This window comes from Methylobacterium sp. J-001 (genome assembly GCF_022829565.1).
Classification (GTDB): Bacteria; Pseudomonadota; Alphaproteobacteria; order Rhizobiales; family Beijerinckiaceae; genus Methylobacterium.
Genome location: NZ_JAKSYN010000093.1, coordinates 1 through 17,604, shown reverse-complemented (window position 1 = coordinate 17,604; position 17,604 = coordinate 1). Strand labels below are relative to the sequence as shown.

Genomic DNA, 17,604 nt, shown 5'->3' with positions numbered 1-17,604 from the left:
CCTCAGAACTCGCTCAGGCGGCGGATGATGCCCTGCTTGAAGTTCTCGAGGTGGGCCGCGATGGCATCCGCCGCCGCCGCCCCGTCCCCGGCTCGCAGGGCTGCAACGACCGCGAGGTGCTCGCGATGCACCGCCTCGAACCGCTCTGGCATCCGGCTCAGGTTGAACATCTGCGTCTTGAGCCGCAGGTCCTTAATCGTCTTGGCGAGGATCGCGTTGCGGCTGCTGTCGGCGATCAATTCGTGGAAACGGCGGTCGACCTCCCAGTTGCCCGGCGCATCGGGATCGCCCGCCGCGAGCAACGCCTCGCTGAGCTGCTCCAAATCCGCCAACGCGGCATCGGGAATCCGGCCGGTGGCGAGCATCACGCTCTCCCGCTCCAGCAGGCGGCGGACATGCAGGATCTCGATCAGTTCGCGGAGGGAGAACTCCTTCACGACGAGCATCCCGCCGGGCTGTCGCTCGACCAGCCCCTCGGTCTCCAGGCGTGACATCGCCTCACGGGTCGGCGTGCGCGAGATGTCGAGGAGTTCCGCGAGGCGGCGCTCGTGCAGCACGGTCCCGGCGGGAAGATCACGCCGCACGAGCATGTCGAGCAGCCTGTCATAGGCCATCTGGCCGAGGCTCTGCTCCCGACGGGCGCCGAGCGCGGTCGTGTAGGACGAGGCGTCGAGGGTTTTCATTGGCTTCCTCCCGGGACGGCCCACCGGGCCGCCCCCGCTCATTTCTTGTTGCGCCTTCCCCTATCCGCTCACATCGCGGGCGTCTTGATCGGCTCCTTCGGCGCCGGGTCGTAGCCGATCAGGGGGGTGAGCAGTTTGGCGTAGGTCCCGTCGGAGACCATCTCGGCCAGCGCCTTGTTGACGGCAGCGTGCAGATTCGGCTTGCCCTTCTTGATCGCGAAACCCTTCTGGATGGTGCTGAGCGGGGTCTCGATCATCACCAGCGGCAGCTTGCGCGCCTTAATCGCGTAGTTGCCGGCTACCGCGTCGTTGATCACCGCATCGATGTTGCCGCCGACGAGGTCCTGCATGGCGTCCGCGGCGGTCTTGTAGCTCTTGAGGTTGGCGCCGTGCTCTTCGGCGAGCTTGCCGAAGGTCGAGGCCGAGAGGGCGCCGACATTGCGGCCCTTGAGGTCCTCCGGTCCCTTGATCCCGGTATCCTTGCGGGTGACGATCCGCGCACCGGACTCGAGCCACCCGTCCGCGAAGGCGACCTGCTTCTGCCGGGTGGGGGTGATGTCCATCGACTCGCTGGTGATGTCGTATTGGTCGGCCATCAGGCCCACGAGCAAGGCGTCGAACTTGATGTTGACGGGGTTGTATTCGAGCCCGATCCGTCGGCAGATCTCGCGCATCACCCGGACTTCCAGCCCGTCGAGTTCGCCGCTCGGCGTGCGCATGCTGAAGGGCGCGAAGGTGCTGTCAGTGGCCACGATCAGCTTGCCGGGCTCGATCAACTCCAGCTTGCCGTCGGCCGCCCGGACTGACGGGGCGGCGAGAAGGCCGGTGCAGAGGGCGGCGAGGGCGAGGAGGTGGCGGCGGTTCATGGCGATCTCCGGTACGGGCGAGGGGGCAGAAGGTGTCGGCCGCGGCCCGTACCGCGGCGGGGGGAAGGTCACGACAGGCGGGCGTAGCGCCGCTCGAAATAGGCAGAGAGTTGTGACAGGATCGACGTCAGGCCAAGGTAGATCAGCGCCGCCGCGATGTAGAAATCGAACGGGCGGAACGTCGTGGCGATCATCAGCTGCGCGTAGAGCGTCAACTCGACCACCGTGATCGTCGACAGGAGCGAGGTGTTCTTGACCGCCGAGATCGCTTCGTTGGTCAGCGAGGGCAGGATCATGCGGAAGACCTGCGGCAGGACGATCCGGACCATCATGATCCGCGGGTTCATGCCGAGCGCGAGCGCCGACTCGATCTGACCCCGGGGGATCGCCGCAAGGCCGGCGCGGATGGTCTCGGCCACGTAGGCACCGCTGCTGACGCCGAGCGCGATGATGCCGGCGGTGACCGGGGATAGCTTCACGCCGATCTGCGGCATGCCGAAATAGACGATGAAGACTTGGATCAGGGTCGGCGTGCCGCGGATGAACCAGACGTAGAAGCTCGCAAGCGCCCGGAAGGCCGCGAAGGTGGAGCGCTTGCCCAGCGCCCCAAGCAGGCCGCAGACCCAGCTGACCAGGATGCTTGCCACCGTCACGCCGAGCACGACCAGCGTCGCCGAAATGAAACCGGGGCCGTAGGTGAAGAACTCCTCCGCGACGGTCTGCCACCAGTCCTGCCATGCCGTGCCGCTCATCGCCGTCCGAACTCCATGATGGCTCCAAGGCGACTCATGCCGGTTGCCCGAGCCCGGCCGGCTCGTGCAGCACGCGGCGGAGGAACTGGCGCAGCCGCTCGCTCCGGGGCGCGCCGATGATCTCCGCGGGCGGGCCGTCCTCGGCGATCACCCCGCCGTCGAAGAACAGGGTGCGGGTGCCGACGTCCCGGGCGAAGGCCATCTCGTGGGTGACGACCAGCATCGTCATCCCGTCCGCCGCGAGGGAGCCCATCAGCGCCAGCACCTCGCCGACCAGTTCGGGATCGAGGGCCGAGGTGACCTCGTCGAACAGCATCACCTTGGGCGCCATGGCCAGGGCGCGCACGATCGCCACGCGCTGCTGCTGCCCGCCCGAGAGCTTCGACGGGTAGGCGTGCCGCTTCTCGTAGAGGCCGATGCGCTCGAGGAGCGCCTCGGCCTCCGCCACCGCCTGCCTGCGCGGCATCCGCCGCACCCGGATCGGCGCCTCGATGACGTTCTCCAGCACCGTCATGTGCGGCCAGAGATGGTAGCTCTGAAACACCATGCCGATCCGCGACCGCAATTCGCAGAGCTGCTGCGGAGTCGGCTGACGGCGGGCGCCCTCCTCGTAGTCGAAGGCGAACCGCTCGAAATCCATGAAGCCGGAGGTAGGCGTCTCCATGAGGTTGAGGCAGCGCAGGAACGTGCTCTTGCCCGAACCGCTCGCGCCGATGATCGACACGACCTCGCCCTCGTGGATGTCGAGGGAGATGCCCTTCAGCACCTCGTTGGCGCCATAGCTCTTGTGCAGCTTCCTGATCTTCAGGAGCGGCGATAGAACAGTCTCGACCTGAGTCATCGTTCGACCTGACTGATCTCAATTCTAATCCGAGATAATAGCCGCATTTATGCCATCTATACGACGCGATACATCGAAAAACAGGAATGTATCCCGTTGTTTTGCTTGACTATCGGATCGATAATCGTCTTTTGATGTTGCCAGCACTGCGGCATTGAGCTAGCTTCTGCGGTATACCACCGGCATTCAAGCGGTATTTTTTAGCAGGGTTGCCTCGAACGTGTTCACCGAGCCTTCCGATCCGGTCCGCCCCTTCGCAGGAGCGCCGGGCATCTGCCTCATTGTTCAGCCGATCCATGCGGCCGGGCTCGCGCAGCTTCGGATGGCGGGGCTCGAGATCCGGGCCGCCACCGGCCTCGCCTCGGCGATTCTCGCCCGCGAGGCGGCCGATTGCGTCGCGGTCGTCACCCGCAACGGCGGCTTTCCCGCCGAAGCGGTGCTGGCCGCGCCCCGGCTGAGGGTGATCGGGGTCCACGGCACCGGAACCGACCCGGTGGCCGTGCCGGAGGCGACCCGGGCGGGGATCGCGGTCGTCAACACGCCGGGCGCCAACGCCCTCTCCGTCGCCGAGCATGCGATCGGCCTGATCTTCGCCCTCGCCAAGGCGATCCCGCAGGCCGACCAGGCCATGCGGGAGGGCGACCACGATTTCCGCTATGGCGCGCGCCTCGTCGAACTCGCCGGCCTGACGCTGGGTGTCGTGGGGTTCGGGGCCATCGGGCAGGCGACCGGCCGGCTCGCGGCGGCGCTGGGCATGAGGGTGCTCACCTACGGCCCGACGCGGCCGGCTTCCGACTTCGCGGCCCTGAACGCCGAACGCGCCGCCACCTTGCCGGACCTCCTCGCCCGGGCCGACGTCGTCTCCCTGCACCTGCCTCTCACGGCGCAGACCCGCGGCCTGATCGGTCGGGATGAACTGAGCCGGATGAAGCGCGGCGCCTTCCTGATCAACACCGCCCGGGGCGCCCTGGTGGACGAGGACGCCCTGGCCGAGGCGCTGGCCGCGGGCACCATCGCCGGCGCGGGGCTCGACGTGGTGTCGGGGGATGCGCTCGCGCACGACCATCCCCTGCACCGGGAGCGGCGGGTGATCCTCACCCCCCACGTCGCCGCCTCGACCGAGGCCGCCCTGATCCGCGCCGCCGAGCGGGTCGCGGGGCAGGTGATCGACGTTCTCGCCGGGCATCGTCCGCCGAACCTCGTCAATCCGGAGGTCTGGGATCGCCGGCGGCAGGGTGCGCATAAGGCGGAGTTCCCGGCATGAGCGGGGTCGGCGCGGCCACCATTGCGGACTCAATCGCCATCGATCCGGATTTCTGCGCCGGCCTGTTCGCGCAACTCCTTTCCTTCAGCCGCGACGAGCCCGGAGTCACCCGGGCCGCCTACGGCGAGGGGGAGGAGCGGGCCCACGCCCTGATGCGCGAGACCGGGCTTTCGCTGGGCCTCACCCCCGAGACCGATGCCGCCGGCAACCTCTTCCTGACCCTCCCAGGGCGCGACCCGGCGCTGCCGGCCTGGATGGTCGGCTCCCACGTCGACACCGTGCCGCATGGTGGCAACTTCGACGGGGCGGCCGGGGTGATCGGCGGTCTAGCGGCCGTTCAAGCCCTGCGCCGGTCGGGCCTCGTGCCCGCACGCCCCGTGACGGTGGGCGTGTTCCGGGCCGAGGAAAGCGTGTGGTTCCCCGCCTCCTATGTCGGGAGCCGGGCCGCCTTCGGCCTGCTGCCGCTCGAGGCCCTCGATTTGCCCCGCACCGATTCCGGACGGAGCCTGCGCGAGCACATGGCCGCGCTCGGCCTGCGGCCCGATGCGGTGGCACGAGGGGAGGCGCTGCTCGATCCGAAGCGGATCCACGGGTTCGTGGAAATGCATATCGAGCAAGGGCCGACCCTGGAGGCCGCCGAAATCCCCGTCGCCTTCGTCACGGCGATCAGCGGCAGCGTCCGTTACCGGAAGGCCGCCTGCTTCGGGCGCTACGGCCATTCCGGCGCCGTCGCGCGATCCGAGCGCAGCGACGCCGTCTTCGCCCTCGCCGACCTGATCGCCGGCCTCGACGGCCTGTGGGGCAGGCTGGAACAGGAGGGGCTTCCCGCCACACTCACCCTGGGCGAGGTCGCCACCGACCCGGCCCAGCACGCCTTCGCCAAGATCCCGGGGGAGGTCCGCTTCTGTCTCGACGTGCGCAGCACCGAGCCGGCGGTGATCGCGCGCATCGAGGCGGCCCTGGCCAACCTCGTCGCCGGCATTGAGGTCGCCCGCGGTGTGCGCTTCGCCCTCGGCGAACGGACGGGCAGCACCCCGGCCCAGATGAGCCCCACACTGATCGAGGCCCTGTCCGGCCATGCCCGTCGGCTCGGGATGCCGTTCCGGACCATGCCGAGTGGAGCGGGACACGACACCGCGACCCTCGCCGGGCAGGGCGTGCCGAGCACGATGATCTTCGTCCGCAACCAGAATGGCAGCCACAACCCGCACGAGGCGATGCGGATCGAGGATCTCTGCGCCGCCGCGACCCTGGTCGCCCACCTCGTCGCCTCCGAGTGAACCCACGCGAAAGGATGCACCGATGATCGTCGATCTGAACTGCGACATGGGCGAGGGCTTCGGCGTCTACCGCCTCGGCGACGACGCGGAGATGCTGGCCCTGGCCACCTCGGCCAACATCGCCTGCGGCTTCCACGCCGGCGATCCGCTGGTGATGCACGAGACGCTGCGCCTCGCCGCCGCGAACGGCGTGCAGGCGGGCGCCCATCCGAGCTTCCTCGATTTGTGGGGGTTCGGCCGGCGGCCGATCCACGGCGAGCGCCCGGCCGACATCGAGAAGGCGGTGCTCTATCAGGTCGGCGCCCTCCTGGCCCTGGCCCAGGATGCCGGCTGCCCCGTGCGCCACGTGAAGACCCACGGGGCGATGGGCAACATGGCCAACGAGGATGCCGACCTCGCCCTGGCCGTCGCCCGGGCGATCCGGACGCTGGACCGGAACCTGATCTTCGTCGTGATGCCCGGTCTCGAAACAGAACGCGCGGGCGAGCGGCTCGGTCTGCCCATCGCCCGCGAGGTCTACGCAGACCGGGCCTATGCGGATGATGGCACCCTCGTCTCTCGCAAGCTCCCCGGCGCTGTCCTGCACGAGCCCGAGGCCGTCGCCGAGCGCGTGGCGCAGATGCTCGATGACGGGGCGATCACCTCCCTGTCCGGGCGGCGCATCCCGACGCGGATCGACACGATCTGCGTCCACGGGGACACGCCCGGCGCCGTCGCCATGGCCCGCCGCCTGCGGGACGACGTCGCCGCGAAGGGCATCGCCCTGCGCCCGATGGCGGAGGTGCTCGGTGTCTGAGCCCGGCTACCGGCTGCTCGATTGCGGCGACCGGGCGCTGACGGTGGAGCTCGGCCGCGCGGTCGATCCTGTCGTCAACGCGCAGGTGGTCGCCCTCGACGAGGCGATCCGCAGCGCCGGACGGCCCGGCCTGCTGGAAACGGTGCCGACCTATCGCTCGCTCCTCGTCCTCTACGATCCCGACCTACTGCCCCGGGCCGACCTCGCGGCGCTGATCGCCGCCCACTGGCCGCCTCCGGTCGCGGCGACCGGAGCGATCCGCCGTTGGCGGGTGCCGGTGCTCTACGGCGGCGAGCACGGCGTCGACCTCGCCGACCTCGCGGCCAAGACCAAGCTGAGCCAGGATGAAGTGATCGCCCTCCATGCGGGATGCGACTACCGCGTCCACATGATCGGCTTCGCCCCCGGTTTCGCGTATCTCGGCGGTCTCGATCCCCGCATCCACGCGAGCCGGCGCACGGATCCGCGCCCCACGATCCCGCCGGGCAGCGTATCTATCGGCGGCAACCAGACCGGCGTCTCGCCGCCCCTCGAACTGCCGAGCGGCTGGCAGCTCATCGGCCGCACGCCCGCACGCTCCTACGACCCGGCGCGGGCCGAGCCGTTCCTGTTCGCGGCCGGGGATCTGATCCGGTTCGAACCGATCGACCGTGCCGCCTTCGATGATCTCAGCGCGGCGGCTCAGGCCGGGGAACGCGTCGCGACGATGGAGCGGGTCCATGGCTGACGGCTTGCGGATCGTCGCGCCCGGCGTGGCCACCACCCTTCAGGATGCCGGGAGGCGGGGATACCTGCGCTTCGGCATTTCGGGTTCGGGGGCGATGGACCTGGATCTGCTGGCGCTCGCCAACGCCCTGGTCGGCAACCCAGCCGACGCGGCAGGCATCGAGATGGCGATGCTCGGCCCGACCCTGGTCTGCGAGGCGGAGGTGTGCCGAGTCGCCCTGGCCGGCGCGTCGTTCGCGATGGCCCTGAACGGGCGAGCGGTCGATCCCTACACCGCCTACGACCTGCGCCGCGGCGACCGGCTCAACCTCGGGGCCCCGAGCCGGGGGCTGCGCGCATGGCTCGCCGTGGCCGGGGGCTTCGCAGTGGCGCCGATGCTCGGCAGCGTCTCGACCCATACCCGCACCCGCCTCGGCGGCCTCGACGGCACTCCCCTCGCGGCAGGCGATCTGCTGCCGCTGCGAGCGCCAGAGCCCGTGGGAAGACCCCCGACCCTGCCTCATGCCCACAGGCCCCGCTTCGGCAGTTCGATCCGGGTGGTGCTTGGCCCCCAGGCCGACAGCTTCATGGAGGAGGGGCTGCGCACCTTTCTGTCCGCGCCCTACACGCTGACGGCGCGTGCCGACCGGATGGGCTGCCACCTCGACGGGCCCCCGATCGCCCATGCGGATGGCTTCAACATCGTCTCGGATGGGATCGTGAACGGCTCGATTCAGGTGCCCGGCCACGGGCGGCCCCTCATCCTGCTCGCCGATCGTCATACCACGGGCGGCTATCCGAAGATCGCGACGGTCGTCTCCGCCGATTTCGGCCGCCTCGCGCAGGTGCGGCCGGGGGAGACGATCCGGTTCGAGTCCGTCACCGTCGACGAGGCGCAGTCCCTCGCCCGGGACGCGAAATCTGCACTCACGGCGAGGCTCGCCGCCCTCGTGCCGGCCGGCGGCGGTGATCTCGACAGCGGATTCCTGCTGTCCTGCAACCTCATCGGCGGCGTCGTCTCGGCGAACCACATTGGATCGGTGGCCTGAGGCAGGCCGCGCCCATCACGCACAACGGAGAGACCCGACGATGCCGACCCCGTTCCACCTCGCCTACCACGTGACCGACCTCGACGCGGCGCGCCGCTTCTACGGCGGCGTCCTCGGATGCCACGAGGGGCGCAGCACAGAGACCTGGGTGGATTTCGATTTCTTCGGCCACCAGATCTCGCTGCATCTGGGTGAGCCCTTCGCGACGACCCGGACCGGAAAGGTCGGCCACCACATGGTGATGATGCCCCATCTCGGGGTGGTGCTGCCCCTCGACGCCTGGGAAGCGCTGGCCGCTCGCGTTGAGGCCGAGGGCATCGCCTTCGACATCCCGCCGGTGGTCCGCTTCCCGGGCCAGCCCGGCGAGCAGCGGACCATGTTCTTCTTCGACCCGAGCGGGAATCCCATCGAGATCAAAGGCTTCCGAGATCTAGACGGTGTCTTCGAACACTGAAAGGCTTTTGCGGTTAGGCCCGGCGCCTCAATGCCAGCCCGCTCGTCGCACGGAGTGGTTGAGTCCGTGGAACTCGAAGAGTCGAGGCGCTTCTCTGTTGAATGTCAGCTCTTAGGAGGACCAATGGAAGCACTCGCGTGACTGCAATGGGCGCAAAGCCGAATGACCGATCTTACGCCCATTGGCGATTCAACATGGCGTGGTCTGGCCAGAGCCGTCCGGCCGCTTTGTGAAATGGCAATGGCGAAAACGTACATCGACGCTTCGTCAACAGCAGCCTTTGATCTAGCGCTGGCGCTGGCGCTATGAGTGCGGAGATCAGAATGGTGTCGTTCCGGCTAGGGAGCGCCTATGAAGAACGTGGCGTAGCCGTCCGTGTGGACGCGATCGAGATGTGCGCGATAGGCAGCATAAGTCGGCGCATGCGGTGCAATGCGGCCGTAACAGAGTTCAGCCGCAGGGCGCTCCGGAACCAGGGCGAGCGGTGCCGTAGCGGGCGTGAGCTGCGTGCCTCGGCCGGCGTGCAGCGTGGTGAGAATCCCGTACATCTCGCCTCGGATATTGGGACGGCACAGCACCGCGAGTCGATGCTGCCCGTGCCAGTTGGTTACGAGATAGATCATGCCTGATTGGCTCGGGACGGCGACGCTACCGGACTGCGCAAAGGGGGCATCGACCCGCTCAGCCTCGCGGAACACCAAGCGCGCGCTGCCCGCATCCCAGGCGATCTCGGTGCGGTAGGCGAAAATCGCCCCCGCTGTCTCGAACGACGGACGCAGGGTGAGATAGCGGCCCTCCAGCCAGGACACGCCCTCCCGCGCGTAGGCCCCGAGTTCGTCAGGGGCATGACGCTGCAGTTCCGGAGCCGAGGCCTGCCCCGTCGGCTGCCGGAGGGATTGGCCCAACGCCTCCTCCAGCCGGATCGTGGTCGCCAGGGTGAAGGGCCGGCGGCCGGCGAGTGCCTTCTCCAGGGTCGAGAGGCTGATCCGGGCCTCCTCGGCCAGCGTCTGGCGGGAGATGCGCCGGCGGGCCAGCGCCTCGCGCACGATCTGGGCAATGGCGCGGCTCTGCGCCTCGGACAGTTCGATCTCGCTCACAGGCACGGCTCGCACGGGCTTGACCCGCACAGATCCGCACGGAACCGCACATTTGCGCAAGCGCGGCCCAGCTGGCCATCCGCACCGACCCGTCAGGAGCGCCACGCCTCCGAGGCCAGCTCGGTCTCGACGATCAGGCGCAGCGGGCCGGCCTGCAGCGCCTCCAGAGGCCAGCAGGTGACGAGGTCGAGGTGCCGACCGGGGGCCTGCGGGTCGATGCCCGAGGCGTCCCAACGCGCCACCCGGGTGCCGGTGACGCGGAAGCGCAGGGTCCGGCCGTCGCGTCCCGTCACGGTGACGGGATCGCCAGAGCCAAGCCGTCCCAGCACCCCGAACTGCGTGTCGCGGTGGGCAGCGATGACCGCGGTGCCGGGCGCGCCGGCCTCCGGGGTGCCATCCAAGTGGCCGGGGCCGAAGGCCAGGGCCTGGCCGCTCCCGCCCCGGAGCACCACGAAGCTGCGGCCCGCGACGGCGAGCCGGGCGACCGGCTCGGTGTCGGCCCAGGGCCAGGGCCGGGCGGGCCGACCCTCGGCCAGGGTGCGGGCGAAGGCGTGCTCCAGCAGCACCTGCGCCACGGCGGCCTTGGCGGGGATCCAGGCGGCCTGCGTCGCCAGCCCGAGACCCATTAAGGTGAGGAGGGCCGCGAGGGCCCTCCCCAGCTCGGTTCCGAGACGGCGGCTCATCGCGCGTCCCCGGTCCGCCGGTCGCCGACCGTCGGGCCGGCGCCCAGCACGAGGCCCAAGAGACCCAGCAGAGCGAGGAGCAGGCCCAGGTCGAGCTTCGCCAGGATCCCGGCCCCGGTCTGCGGCAGGTCGACGGCCGCGCCGGCGGCATTGATCGGAACGATCCGGGCCGCCTTGTCGGCTGGCGCTTCGCCGCTCCGCTCCGTGCCGAATACCTTGGCGAAGTCCCAGCCCGCCGGCAGGTTCAGCGGCAGGTCGGCAGCGACGAGGGGCGTGCGCGGCGCGCGGCGCGGGGTGGCGTCGACGGCCACGAGGCTGGTCAGCCGCGTCGTTAGGCCGTGCTCCAGGGCGAGCGCCAGGACGACGGCGTCGGCCGCGTCCGCACCGAGGCGCCCGGTGATGCGCGCCGTCTCGGTCTCGCCGATCCGGGAGCGCGCCCAGACCTTGGAGATACCGGCGCCTGCGCCGGCCTGGGCGAGGGGTAGAGTCCGCGTCCAGCTCCGGGCGCCCACCCGGCCCGAGACCGTTACGGTACCGCTCGCCGCTTCCGGCAGCCGCGCGGCGAAGACCAGCGGCTCGCCGCGGTACAGATCGGGTAGCGCGCCCGGCGTGACCGCGACGCCTGGGACCGAGAAGGTCGCGGTCAGGTCGGTGACGGCGGGGGATTCCAGCTTCTCGTAGAGCGCGCGGGTCCGCTCGCCGACCTGCGCGAGGTCGCGGATCTCCGTGAAGCTGCCGCGGCCGATCTCGGCGGCGTGGCGCATTAGGTGGCCGTTGGGCGCCGAGCCGATGCCGACCATGAACAGGCGCGTGCGCCCGAGATTGCCGTGGATCGCCGCGAAGATCCGCTCCTCGTCGCCGACGGCGCCGTCGGTGAGGAACACGACCTGGCGCACGCGCCCGTCCTCCGGGTGGGGATCGGCCAGGGCCGCCTTGAGCGGCGCCAGCATCTCGGTGCCGCCTCGGGCCTCCAGGGCGGTCACGAAAGCTTCAGCCTCCGCGAGCGCCGCCGATGTCGCCGGGACCGGCTCGGGATGCAGCGCGTCCCAGGTGTCGTCGAAGCGGATGACGTTGAAGCGGTCCTGCGCGGTCAGGCGGCCGAGCCCGGCCAGCAGCCCGGCCTTGGCCTGCCGCATCGAGGCGCCCGACATCGAGCCGGAATTGTCGATGACGAAGGTGACGTCGCGCGCCGGCCGAGCGGCCGCGACGGCCTCGATCGCTGGCGGGTTCACGGCGGCCAGCAGGTAGATCCGGCCGGCCACGGTCTCGCGGAACAGTCCGAGGCCGGGCACCCGGCTCGGGACCGGCGCCCAGGTCAGCTCGAGATCGCGGTCGGCCGGCACGACGCCGTGGGCGAGCGTGATGGTTCGCGATTCCGGGCCGGTCTCAGTCACACGGATCGCGTGGGTCGCGCTGCGGACGGCGCCGACCGCGAAGCCCGCCTGAAGCCGCACGGTGACGGCGACCGGGTTGGTCGGCGGGGACAAGGCCGGGTCGAGCACCGGCGGGCTGATCCGGGCGCGATCCGGAACTGGGTCGCGGGCTGCCTCGGCCACGCCGTCGAGGGAGACCGCGTCCAGGGAGGCCGGGGCGGGATTGTAGAGTGGTGCGACCACCAGGGGCAGGCGCAGCGTCCGGGTCTCGCCGGAGACGGGGATCGTCTGCTGATAGGTGATCTGGACCAGCACCGTCTCGCCGGGACCGATATTGGCGACCGCGTTGGTGAAGATGTTGGGCCGCTCCTGCGCGGTCAGGGCCGCCGACTGCCCGGCCGCCTTCGCGGCCTCGTAGGCCCGCTTGGCCGCCGCCCGCTCGCGGATCTCGGCGACGATCACGCGGGAGCCGACGACGAGCTTCATCCCGTCGACGGCCGCGTCCTCCGGCAGGGGGTACACGTAGGTGCCCTCGACCCAGTCCGCCGTGGTGTTGCGGAAGGCCTGGGTGACGGTGGCCCGGGCGGTCGGGCCGCTGACATCGACGCTGACGTCGATCGCGAGCTGGACAGCCTCGACCGGCGCGGTGCCGGCCGGCCCGCGCAGCGTGAGGCCGCCCCGCTCCGACCCCGGCGCCGCGTGGGCCGGGGTGAGCATGACGAGGAGTGCCAGCAGCGCGAGGAAGAGCGGCGACAGCGCGGCGTTGCTGGGGGGCTCGATCGCAGATCGTGGAGCGAAGAACGGCATCGGGGAAACTTCCTGCGCCGGCGGATCGGTGCCGGCTCGCCGACGAAGCTCCCGCGCCCGCCGCTGCGCCGCCACGAGAAGCTTCGCCCTTTTCCAGGCTTGGACCGCACCCGCCGGCCGCCCCGGGGCGGATCGGTACGGAGCCGGTGCGGCGCTGTGCGCCCCGCGGCGCTTCCTAACGGATCCGCCCCGCTCCTTGACCTATGCGCAATCCGCACCTTATTTATGCTCAACATGAGTATAAACTTACCGATGGCCGAATCCGAGTTCCTGGCAGGCTACGATCCTGCGGCCTACGCGCGGCCCACCCTGGCGGTGGATCTCGTCCTGCTGGGGATCCGGGCCGGACAGCTCGCCGCTCTGCTGCTGCGGCGGTGCCAGCATCCGCAGGCCGGCCTCTGGGCCCTGCCGGGCGGGTTCGTGGGCATCGCCGAGACCCTCGACGCCGCCGCGGAGCGGGTCCTGCGCGACAAGGCCGGGATCGAGCGGGCGCGGCTCGAGCAGCTCTACACGTTCGGCGCCGTGGACCGGGATCCGCGGATGCGCATCATCTCGGTCGCCTACCTGGCGCTGCTGCCGGAGGCGGCCTTCGCCGAGGCCCTGGCGGGCGGCGCTGCGCTCACGGTGACGACGCTGGCCGTGTTCCGGGCAGGCGAGGCCGGCGGCCCGGTCTCGACCGTCACTGAGGACGGCGCCCCCCTCGCCCTTGTCTTCGACCACGCCGACATCCTCGCGCTGGCCGTGAAGAGGCTGCGCGGTAAGCTCGACTACACGGATGTCGGCTTCGCGCTGCTCCCGGAGCACTTCACCCTCCGGCAGCTTCAGGACGTGCACGCGGCGATCCGCGGCGCGCCCCTGAACAAATCCGCCTTCCGCCGCCGCATGCGCGACCGGGGCTGGATCGCGCCGACCGGCGCCCGCGAGGCCGGGACGGCGTTTCGCTTCGCCGAACTCTTCCGCTTCGACAGGTCGGGTCAGTTCTGAGGAGACCATCATGGCCACTCTCCGCAACATCGGTGTGATCGCCCAGCTCCGTAGCGAGGCGAGCAGCCACATCATCCGCTTCCGTAACGGCCGGGTCCGGCAGAGCGGACGGGGGCTGGTCTTCTGGTTCCGGCCCGAGACCGCCAGCATCAGCGAGGTGCCGGTGGACGACCGCGAGATGACCCTGTTCGTCCGCGGCCGCAGCCGGGACTTCCAGACCGTCGTGGTCCAGGGGACGATCGGCTGGCACGTCGTCGATCCGGAGCTGCTGGCGAACCGGGTCGACTTCTCGATCGACCTTCACACCGGGCGCCTGCAGGGCGAGCCGATCGAGCGGATCGAGGGCCGCCTCGGCGGCATCGCCGGCCAGGCGGTGCTACAATATCTCGGGGCGAGCCCGATCGGCGCCCTACTCGACGCGGGGCCGGAACCGCTGCGCGCCGTCCTGGAACGGGTGCTGTTCGCCGCCCCGGCGCTGGCCGAGATCGGCGTCGCGGCCGTTTCGGTGCGCCTCACCAACCTCGCGCCGACCAGCGAGCTGGAGCGCGCCCTGCAGACGCCGACCTTCGAGGCCCTGCAGCAGAAGGCCGACGAGGCGACCTTTTCCCGGCGCGCCCTCGCGGTCGAGAAGGAGCGCGCCATCGCGGAGAACGAGCTCGCGACGAAGACCGAGCTGGCCCGGCGAGAGACCGTGCTGATCACCCAGGAGGCCGAGAACGCCCGTGACCGCGCCGCCGGCGTCGCGGAGGCGCAGGGCCTGGAGGCGGCCGCGGAGGCCGAGCGGATCCGGCTCATCGAAGGGGCCCGGGCCGAGGCGGAGCAGCGCCGCGCCGCCATCTACCGAGACATGCCGCCCGCCGTCCTGCTCGGGCTGGCGGCCCGGGAGCTCGCCGGCAAGCTGGAGGCCATCGAGCACGTCAACGTCACGCCGGACCTGCTGGCGGCAATCCTCGGCGAGGTCCGGGGCGCGCTTCCCGCGCGGCTCGCGCCGCGCTGAGGAGGCTCGCCGTGCCGGCCATCACCCCCCGCGTGGTCTTCGTGATCCGCGACACGGATTACGAGTTGCTCATCGCCCGGCACGCGACCCGCGGCCAGGTCCGGTTCTTCCTGGAGACCCGGGGCCAGGCGCTCGCCGAGGTCGAGGCGCGCCACGCCCGGTTCCAGGCCGTGCTCGCCGAGGCCCGGGCCTCCGTGCCCCTGGACTGGCGGCAGGCCCTGGTGCGGCGCCCCGACCTCGACCGCTTCCTGTTCGCCCCGGAGGACGTGGTCGTGGCCGTGGGGCAGGACGGGCTCGTGGCCAACGTCGCCAAGTACCTCGACGGGCAACCGGTGGTCGGCGTCAACCCGGCGCCCGACCTCTACGACGGTGTGCTGGCTCGGGCCCGGGTGCAGGCCCTCCGCACCCTGCTGCCCGCCAGCGCGGCCGGCGCCGCGCCCCTGCAGCGGCGCACCATGGTGCAGGCGACCTTCGACGGCGGCGAGCGGCTGCTCGCCCTGAACGAGATCTTCGTCGGCCACCGCAGCCACCAATCGGCGCGCTACCTCATCGACGACGGGGCGCGGGCAGAGGACCACTCGTCTAGCGGGCTAATCGTGGCCTCGGGCACAGGCCTGACGGGCTGGGCGCGCTCGATCAGCGAGGCGACGCACCTCACCGTGGAGGTGGGCATCGAGGAGGCGGCCTTTGGCTATTGGGTGCGCGAGCCGTTCCCGAGCGTCGCCACCGGCACCGACCTGCGCGGCGGCAAGTTCGCCGGATCGCCCCTCACCGTGGTGTCGCGGATGAACGAGGGGGGCGTAGTCTTCTCCGACGGGATCGAGCAGGATTTCGTCGCTTTCGACTGGGGACGGCGCGTCGTGATCACGCCAGCATCACGGTCGCTAAATCTTGTCTTAACATAACGCAGTAGGCTTTCGCTCGGCCCGCTGCCGCAGCACACACGCCTTTGCCAGGGCTACAACACGCTCACTGGGTGCTGTGAACTTCGGGGCTTCAACATACTCTGAGCGGCTGGATCTGGCCGAAAGCAGCTGGTCCGTTTCAGCGAAGGTTGGCCGGAAAAGCGGACGATCTAGGATCGACCCAACGTCGTTGTTCCATCGATTTATCTGGCTACCAAGAAGCAATCGAGTTGGCACGTGTCGAGATCACCGAGAAACCGTCATAGCGATGTTTTTCCGCGTCCGACACAACCAGGTCACTCTTCGACCCAGCGTACGGCGTCGATCCACGCACGAAGCGCCGGTGTCGCCTGACCACTCGGATGGTAAAGGTGTTAACCAGAGAATGGCGTGCAACAGTCCGTCAGAACCTGCACGAGGTTTCCCGCTGCGATGTCGTCCACGACATCATCCTCCAGCATGTAGCCGAGCCAGGCACCGGCCCGCACAGCAGCACCCGACAGGGCCGCATCGTTGGCGATGAGTTGGCCACCAACGCGCACGCGCATGTCCTGGACGTCGCGCGAGAATTCCCAAGGCAGCAAACCACTTCCGCCGATCAACCGATAGTTGACGCAGTTGTGCGCCTCCAGATCGGCCGGCGTCTCGGGTCGTGGATGGCGCGCGAAGTAGGCGGGTGTGCCGACCACCACGGTGCGTAGGTTCCGTCCCAGCCGCACTGTCACCATGTCGCGTTCCACCGTCTCTCCGAAGCGGATGCCGGCATCGAACCGGGCGGCGACGATGTCGGTGAGGCGATCGTCGACGACGACCTCGACGGAGACGGCCGGATGTCTGCTTCATCTTCGCTCCTCAGGGGCTACGATGAACCAGCCATCCTCCGTTCGTGAAGACCCTCATTCTGTCCCACAGGTGCTGACGTCGGACAGGATCAGCCTAGTACTGGGCAATGCCCTGCCACTTGGCACCGAGACCTTCCGCATAGGCGTTGGCGTTCTGAACGATGAGCGCGCTGACCTGCTCAGGATGAGCCAGCGCCATGCGAAAACCCACGGGCCCGCCGTAATCCTGCAGAAAGAGCGTGTACCGCTCTATGCCGAGGTGGGCGACCAACCTCTCCATCTTCGTAGCAAGGTTGTCGAAGGTGTAGGTGTACTGCGCCAGCGACGGTGCATCGCTCTGGCCGAAGCCGGGGTAGTCGGGCGCAATCAGGTGATATCGGTCGGCGAGCAGCGGTAGCAGCGGCTCCCACTGCCGGGACGACGACGGATAGCCGTGCAGCAGCAGGATCGTGGGCGCATCACGCGGCCCTGCCTCGCGGTAGAAGATGCCAACACCGTCCACCTCGACCCGATGGTAAGTCGTCTTGGCCTAGGTGGAGGGAAGTGGCTGCGGCGTTCCTTGTCCAAGCGCCAGGGCCGTAGCGGTGACCGAGACTGTCTGTGTCGGCATAAATCATCTCCTCTCGGGGGAGAGATAGGACATCCTCGCCGGATAGGCGGCAACAGTCTGGTACCAGTCCAATGGTGGACCGCTGCACGCAGGGCCGTCGGATCCGTCTGCCGAACGCTTCGGTGCGTCATAGCCGACGAGCGACATCGCTGCGCCGAGAGATCAATTTTTGGATGGATAATGTCGCACCCGATGACGGCTCTAGAGCCGTGTCCGGCTGGGTTGAATCGTTGGGGGTAGCGGGCAGTCTGCGGATCTGATTCGATGATGGGCTTTCCGAGGAGGTCGGGATGCCGTCAGCGCTATCGATGGATCTGCGAGAACGCGTGATCGCGGCGCTTGAGGCGGCCGCTTCGCCTCGCCCGGCGGCCCAGCGCTTCGGGGGCGGCCCCTGCAGCGCGGTCCGCCGGTATGGACGCTTCCAGGCGGAGGGCGCCAGCGCCCCCCGGCCCCCGTGCGGGGAGCGTCCCGCCCCGTCCAGCGAAGCGCACGCCGAGCGGTCCCTTCCGGGCGATCGGGAGCAGCCGCCGGCGCACCTGCACGAGGTGCGTGGGATCGTCGCCATGGCGGGCGTCCGTCCGAGCGCCAGGTGACTCTCGGGGTTCTTGCCTCGGCC

At 69.7% G+C, this 17,604-nt stretch carries 17 protein-coding genes and 1 pseudogene; 9 read left to right on the top strand and 9 right to left on the bottom strand.

Going from position 1 to position 17,604, the window contains the following annotated elements; genetic code table 11:
* Positions 1 to 2: 2 nt before the first annotated feature.
* From MKK65_RS09930 to MKK65_RS09915, 4 genes are all read right to left on the bottom strand, one after another.
* Positions 3 to 683: a GntR family transcriptional regulator gene (locus tag MKK65_RS09930; RefSeq protein WP_243957410.1), complete on the bottom strand. Its 681-nt coding sequence runs from the start codon at positions 681 to 683 to the stop codon at positions 3 to 5.
* Positions 684 to 751: 68 nt separating this feature from the next.
* Positions 752 to 1,549, bottom strand: a complete 798-nt coding sequence (locus tag MKK65_RS09925; protein WP_243957408.1) for a transporter substrate-binding domain-containing protein — start codon at positions 1,547 to 1,549, stop codon at positions 752 to 754.
* A 68-nt stretch (positions 1,550 to 1,617) separates the two neighbouring features.
* Positions 1,618 to 2,301 (bottom strand): amino acid ABC transporter permease, encoded by a 684-nt coding sequence (locus MKK65_RS09920; protein WP_243957406.1) that lies wholly within the window; start codon positions 2,299 to 2,301, stop codon positions 1,618 to 1,620.
* A gap of 34 nt (positions 2,302 to 2,335) precedes the next feature.
* Entirely contained in the window at positions 2,336 to 3,142 is an 807-nt protein-coding gene (locus MKK65_RS09915) for an amino acid ABC transporter ATP-binding protein (RefSeq protein ID WP_243957404.1), read from the bottom strand.
* Positions 3,143 to 3,362: 220 nt separating this feature from the next.
* Between MKK65_RS09915 and MKK65_RS09910 the strand changes: the two genes are divergently transcribed.
* The 6 genes from MKK65_RS09910 to MKK65_RS09885 are packed head-to-tail and all read left to right on the top strand — an operon-like array spanning position 3,363 to position 8,690.
* On the top strand, positions 3,363 to 4,406 hold the full coding sequence (locus MKK65_RS09910; protein ID WP_313899044.1) for a hydroxyacid dehydrogenase: 1,044 nt from the start codon (positions 3,363 to 3,365) through the stop codon (positions 4,404 to 4,406).
* Positions 4,403 to 5,686, top strand: a complete 1,284-nt coding sequence (locus tag MKK65_RS09905; protein WP_243957400.1) for a Zn-dependent hydrolase — start codon at positions 4,403 to 4,405, stop codon at positions 5,684 to 5,686. Before MKK65_RS09910 ends, MKK65_RS09905 begins: the two co-directional genes overlap by 4 nt.
* A gap of 22 nt (positions 5,687 to 5,708) precedes the next feature.
* The gene (locus tag MKK65_RS09900; RefSeq protein WP_243953603.1) at positions 5,709 to 6,482 is read left to right on the top strand and encodes a LamB/YcsF family protein; all 774 of its coding nucleotides are present in this window, start codon (positions 5,709 to 5,711) and stop codon (positions 6,480 to 6,482) included.
* Positions 6,475 to 7,209: a 5-oxoprolinase subunit PxpB gene (pxpB, locus tag MKK65_RS09895; RefSeq protein ID WP_243957398.1), complete on the top strand. Its 735-nt coding sequence runs from the start codon at positions 6,475 to 6,477 to the stop codon at positions 7,207 to 7,209. Before MKK65_RS09900 ends, pxpB begins: the two co-directional genes overlap by 8 nt.
* Entirely contained in the window at positions 7,202 to 8,236 is a 1,035-nt protein-coding gene (locus MKK65_RS09890) for a biotin-dependent carboxyltransferase family protein (RefSeq protein ID WP_243957396.1), read from the top strand. Before pxpB ends, MKK65_RS09890 begins: the two co-directional genes overlap by 8 nt.
* A gap of 40 nt (positions 8,237 to 8,276) precedes the next feature.
* Entirely contained in the window at positions 8,277 to 8,690 is a 414-nt protein-coding gene (locus MKK65_RS09885; protein WP_243957394.1) for a VOC family protein, read from the top strand.
* Positions 8,691 to 9,028: 338 nt separating this feature from the next.
* On the opposite strand, the gene MKK65_RS09880 is transcribed toward MKK65_RS09885, so the two are convergent.
* The 3 genes from MKK65_RS09880 to MKK65_RS09870 form a co-directional block, all read right to left on the bottom strand.
* Positions 9,029 to 9,787: a multiprotein-bridging factor 1 family protein gene (locus tag MKK65_RS09880; protein WP_243957392.1), complete on the bottom strand. Its 759-nt coding sequence runs from the start codon at positions 9,785 to 9,787 to the stop codon at positions 9,029 to 9,031.
* A 92-nt stretch (positions 9,788 to 9,879) separates the two neighbouring features.
* A complete protein-coding gene (locus tag MKK65_RS09875; RefSeq protein WP_243957390.1) occupies positions 9,880 to 10,470 on the bottom strand; it encodes a class GN sortase in 591 nt (196 codons plus the stop codon).
* Positions 10,467 to 12,650: a marine proteobacterial sortase target protein gene (locus MKK65_RS09870; RefSeq protein WP_243957388.1), complete on the bottom strand. Its 2,184-nt coding sequence runs from the start codon at positions 12,648 to 12,650 to the stop codon at positions 10,467 to 10,469. Before MKK65_RS09870 ends, MKK65_RS09875 begins: the two co-directional genes overlap by 4 nt.
* Before the next feature lie 252 nt (positions 12,651 to 12,902).
* Here MKK65_RS09870 and MKK65_RS09865 point away from each other — a divergent pair, with 252 nt between their 5' ends.
* The 3 genes from MKK65_RS09865 to MKK65_RS09855 are packed head-to-tail and all read left to right on the top strand — an operon-like array spanning position 12,903 to position 15,536.
* Positions 12,903 to 13,634, top strand: a complete 732-nt coding sequence (locus tag MKK65_RS09865) for an NUDIX hydrolase (protein WP_243957386.1) — start codon at positions 12,903 to 12,905, stop codon at positions 13,632 to 13,634.
* Positions 13,635 to 13,644: 10 nt separating this feature from the next.
* Positions 13,645 to 14,631, top strand: coding sequence for an SPFH domain-containing protein (locus tag MKK65_RS09860; RefSeq protein ID WP_243957384.1), 987 nt, complete (start codon positions 13,645 to 13,647; stop codon positions 14,629 to 14,631).
* Positions 14,632 to 14,642: 11 nt separating this feature from the next.
* Complete coding sequence (locus tag MKK65_RS09855; RefSeq protein WP_243957382.1) at positions 14,643 to 15,536, top strand: hypothetical protein; 894 nt, start codon at positions 14,643 to 14,645, stop codon at positions 15,534 to 15,536.
* Positions 15,537 to 15,910: 374 nt separating this feature from the next.
* Here MKK65_RS09855 and MKK65_RS09850 read toward each other — a convergent pair.
* Positions 15,911 to 16,360: pseudogene (locus MKK65_RS09850) on the bottom strand (LysR substrate-binding domain-containing protein); the annotation flags it as partial.
* 112 nt (positions 16,361 to 16,472) lie between these two features.
* Entirely contained in the window at positions 16,473 to 16,880 is a 408-nt protein-coding gene (locus MKK65_RS09845) for an alpha/beta fold hydrolase (RefSeq protein ID WP_313899045.1), read from the bottom strand.
* Positions 16,881 to 17,604: the final 724 nt, after the last annotated feature.

Bases quoted from the DNA above. Each gene is read 5' to 3' on its own strand.
- MKK65_RS09930 (WP_243957410.1), bottom strand. From the start codon at position 683: ATGAAAACCCTCGACGCCTCGTCCTACACGACCGCGCTCGGCGCCCGT.
- MKK65_RS09925 (WP_243957408.1), bottom strand. From the start codon at position 1,549: ATGAACCGCCGCCACCTCCTCGCCCTCGCCGCCCTCTGCACCGGCCTT.
- MKK65_RS09920 (WP_243957406.1), bottom strand. From the start codon at position 2,301: ATGAGCGGCACGGCATGGCAGGACTGGTGGCAGACCGTCGCGGAGGAG.
- MKK65_RS09915 (WP_243957404.1), bottom strand. From the start codon at position 3,142: ATGACTCAGGTCGAGACTGTTCTATCGCCGCTCCTGAAGATCAGGAAG.
- MKK65_RS09905 (WP_243957400.1), top strand. From the start codon at position 4,403: ATGAGCGGGGTCGGCGCGGCCACCATTGCGGACTCAATCGCCATCGAT.
- MKK65_RS09900 (WP_243953603.1), top strand. From the start codon at position 5,709: ATGATCGTCGATCTGAACTGCGACATGGGCGAGGGCTTCGGCGTCTAC.
- MKK65_RS09890 (WP_243957396.1), top strand. From the start codon at position 7,202: ATGGCTGACGGCTTGCGGATCGTCGCGCCCGGCGTGGCCACCACCCTT.
- MKK65_RS09885 (WP_243957394.1), top strand. From the start codon at position 8,277: ATGCCGACCCCGTTCCACCTCGCCTACCACGTGACCGACCTCGACGCG.
- MKK65_RS09875 (WP_243957390.1), bottom strand. From the start codon at position 10,470: ATGAGCCGCCGTCTCGGAACCGAGCTGGGGAGGGCCCTCGCGGCCCTC.
- MKK65_RS09870 (WP_243957388.1), bottom strand. From the start codon at position 12,650: ATGCCGTTCTTCGCTCCACGATCTGCGATCGAGCCCCCCAGCAACGCC.
- MKK65_RS09865 (WP_243957386.1), top strand. From the start codon at position 12,903: ATGGCCGAATCCGAGTTCCTGGCAGGCTACGATCCTGCGGCCTACGCG.
- MKK65_RS09860 (WP_243957384.1), top strand. From the start codon at position 13,645: ATGGCCACTCTCCGCAACATCGGTGTGATCGCCCAGCTCCGTAGCGAG.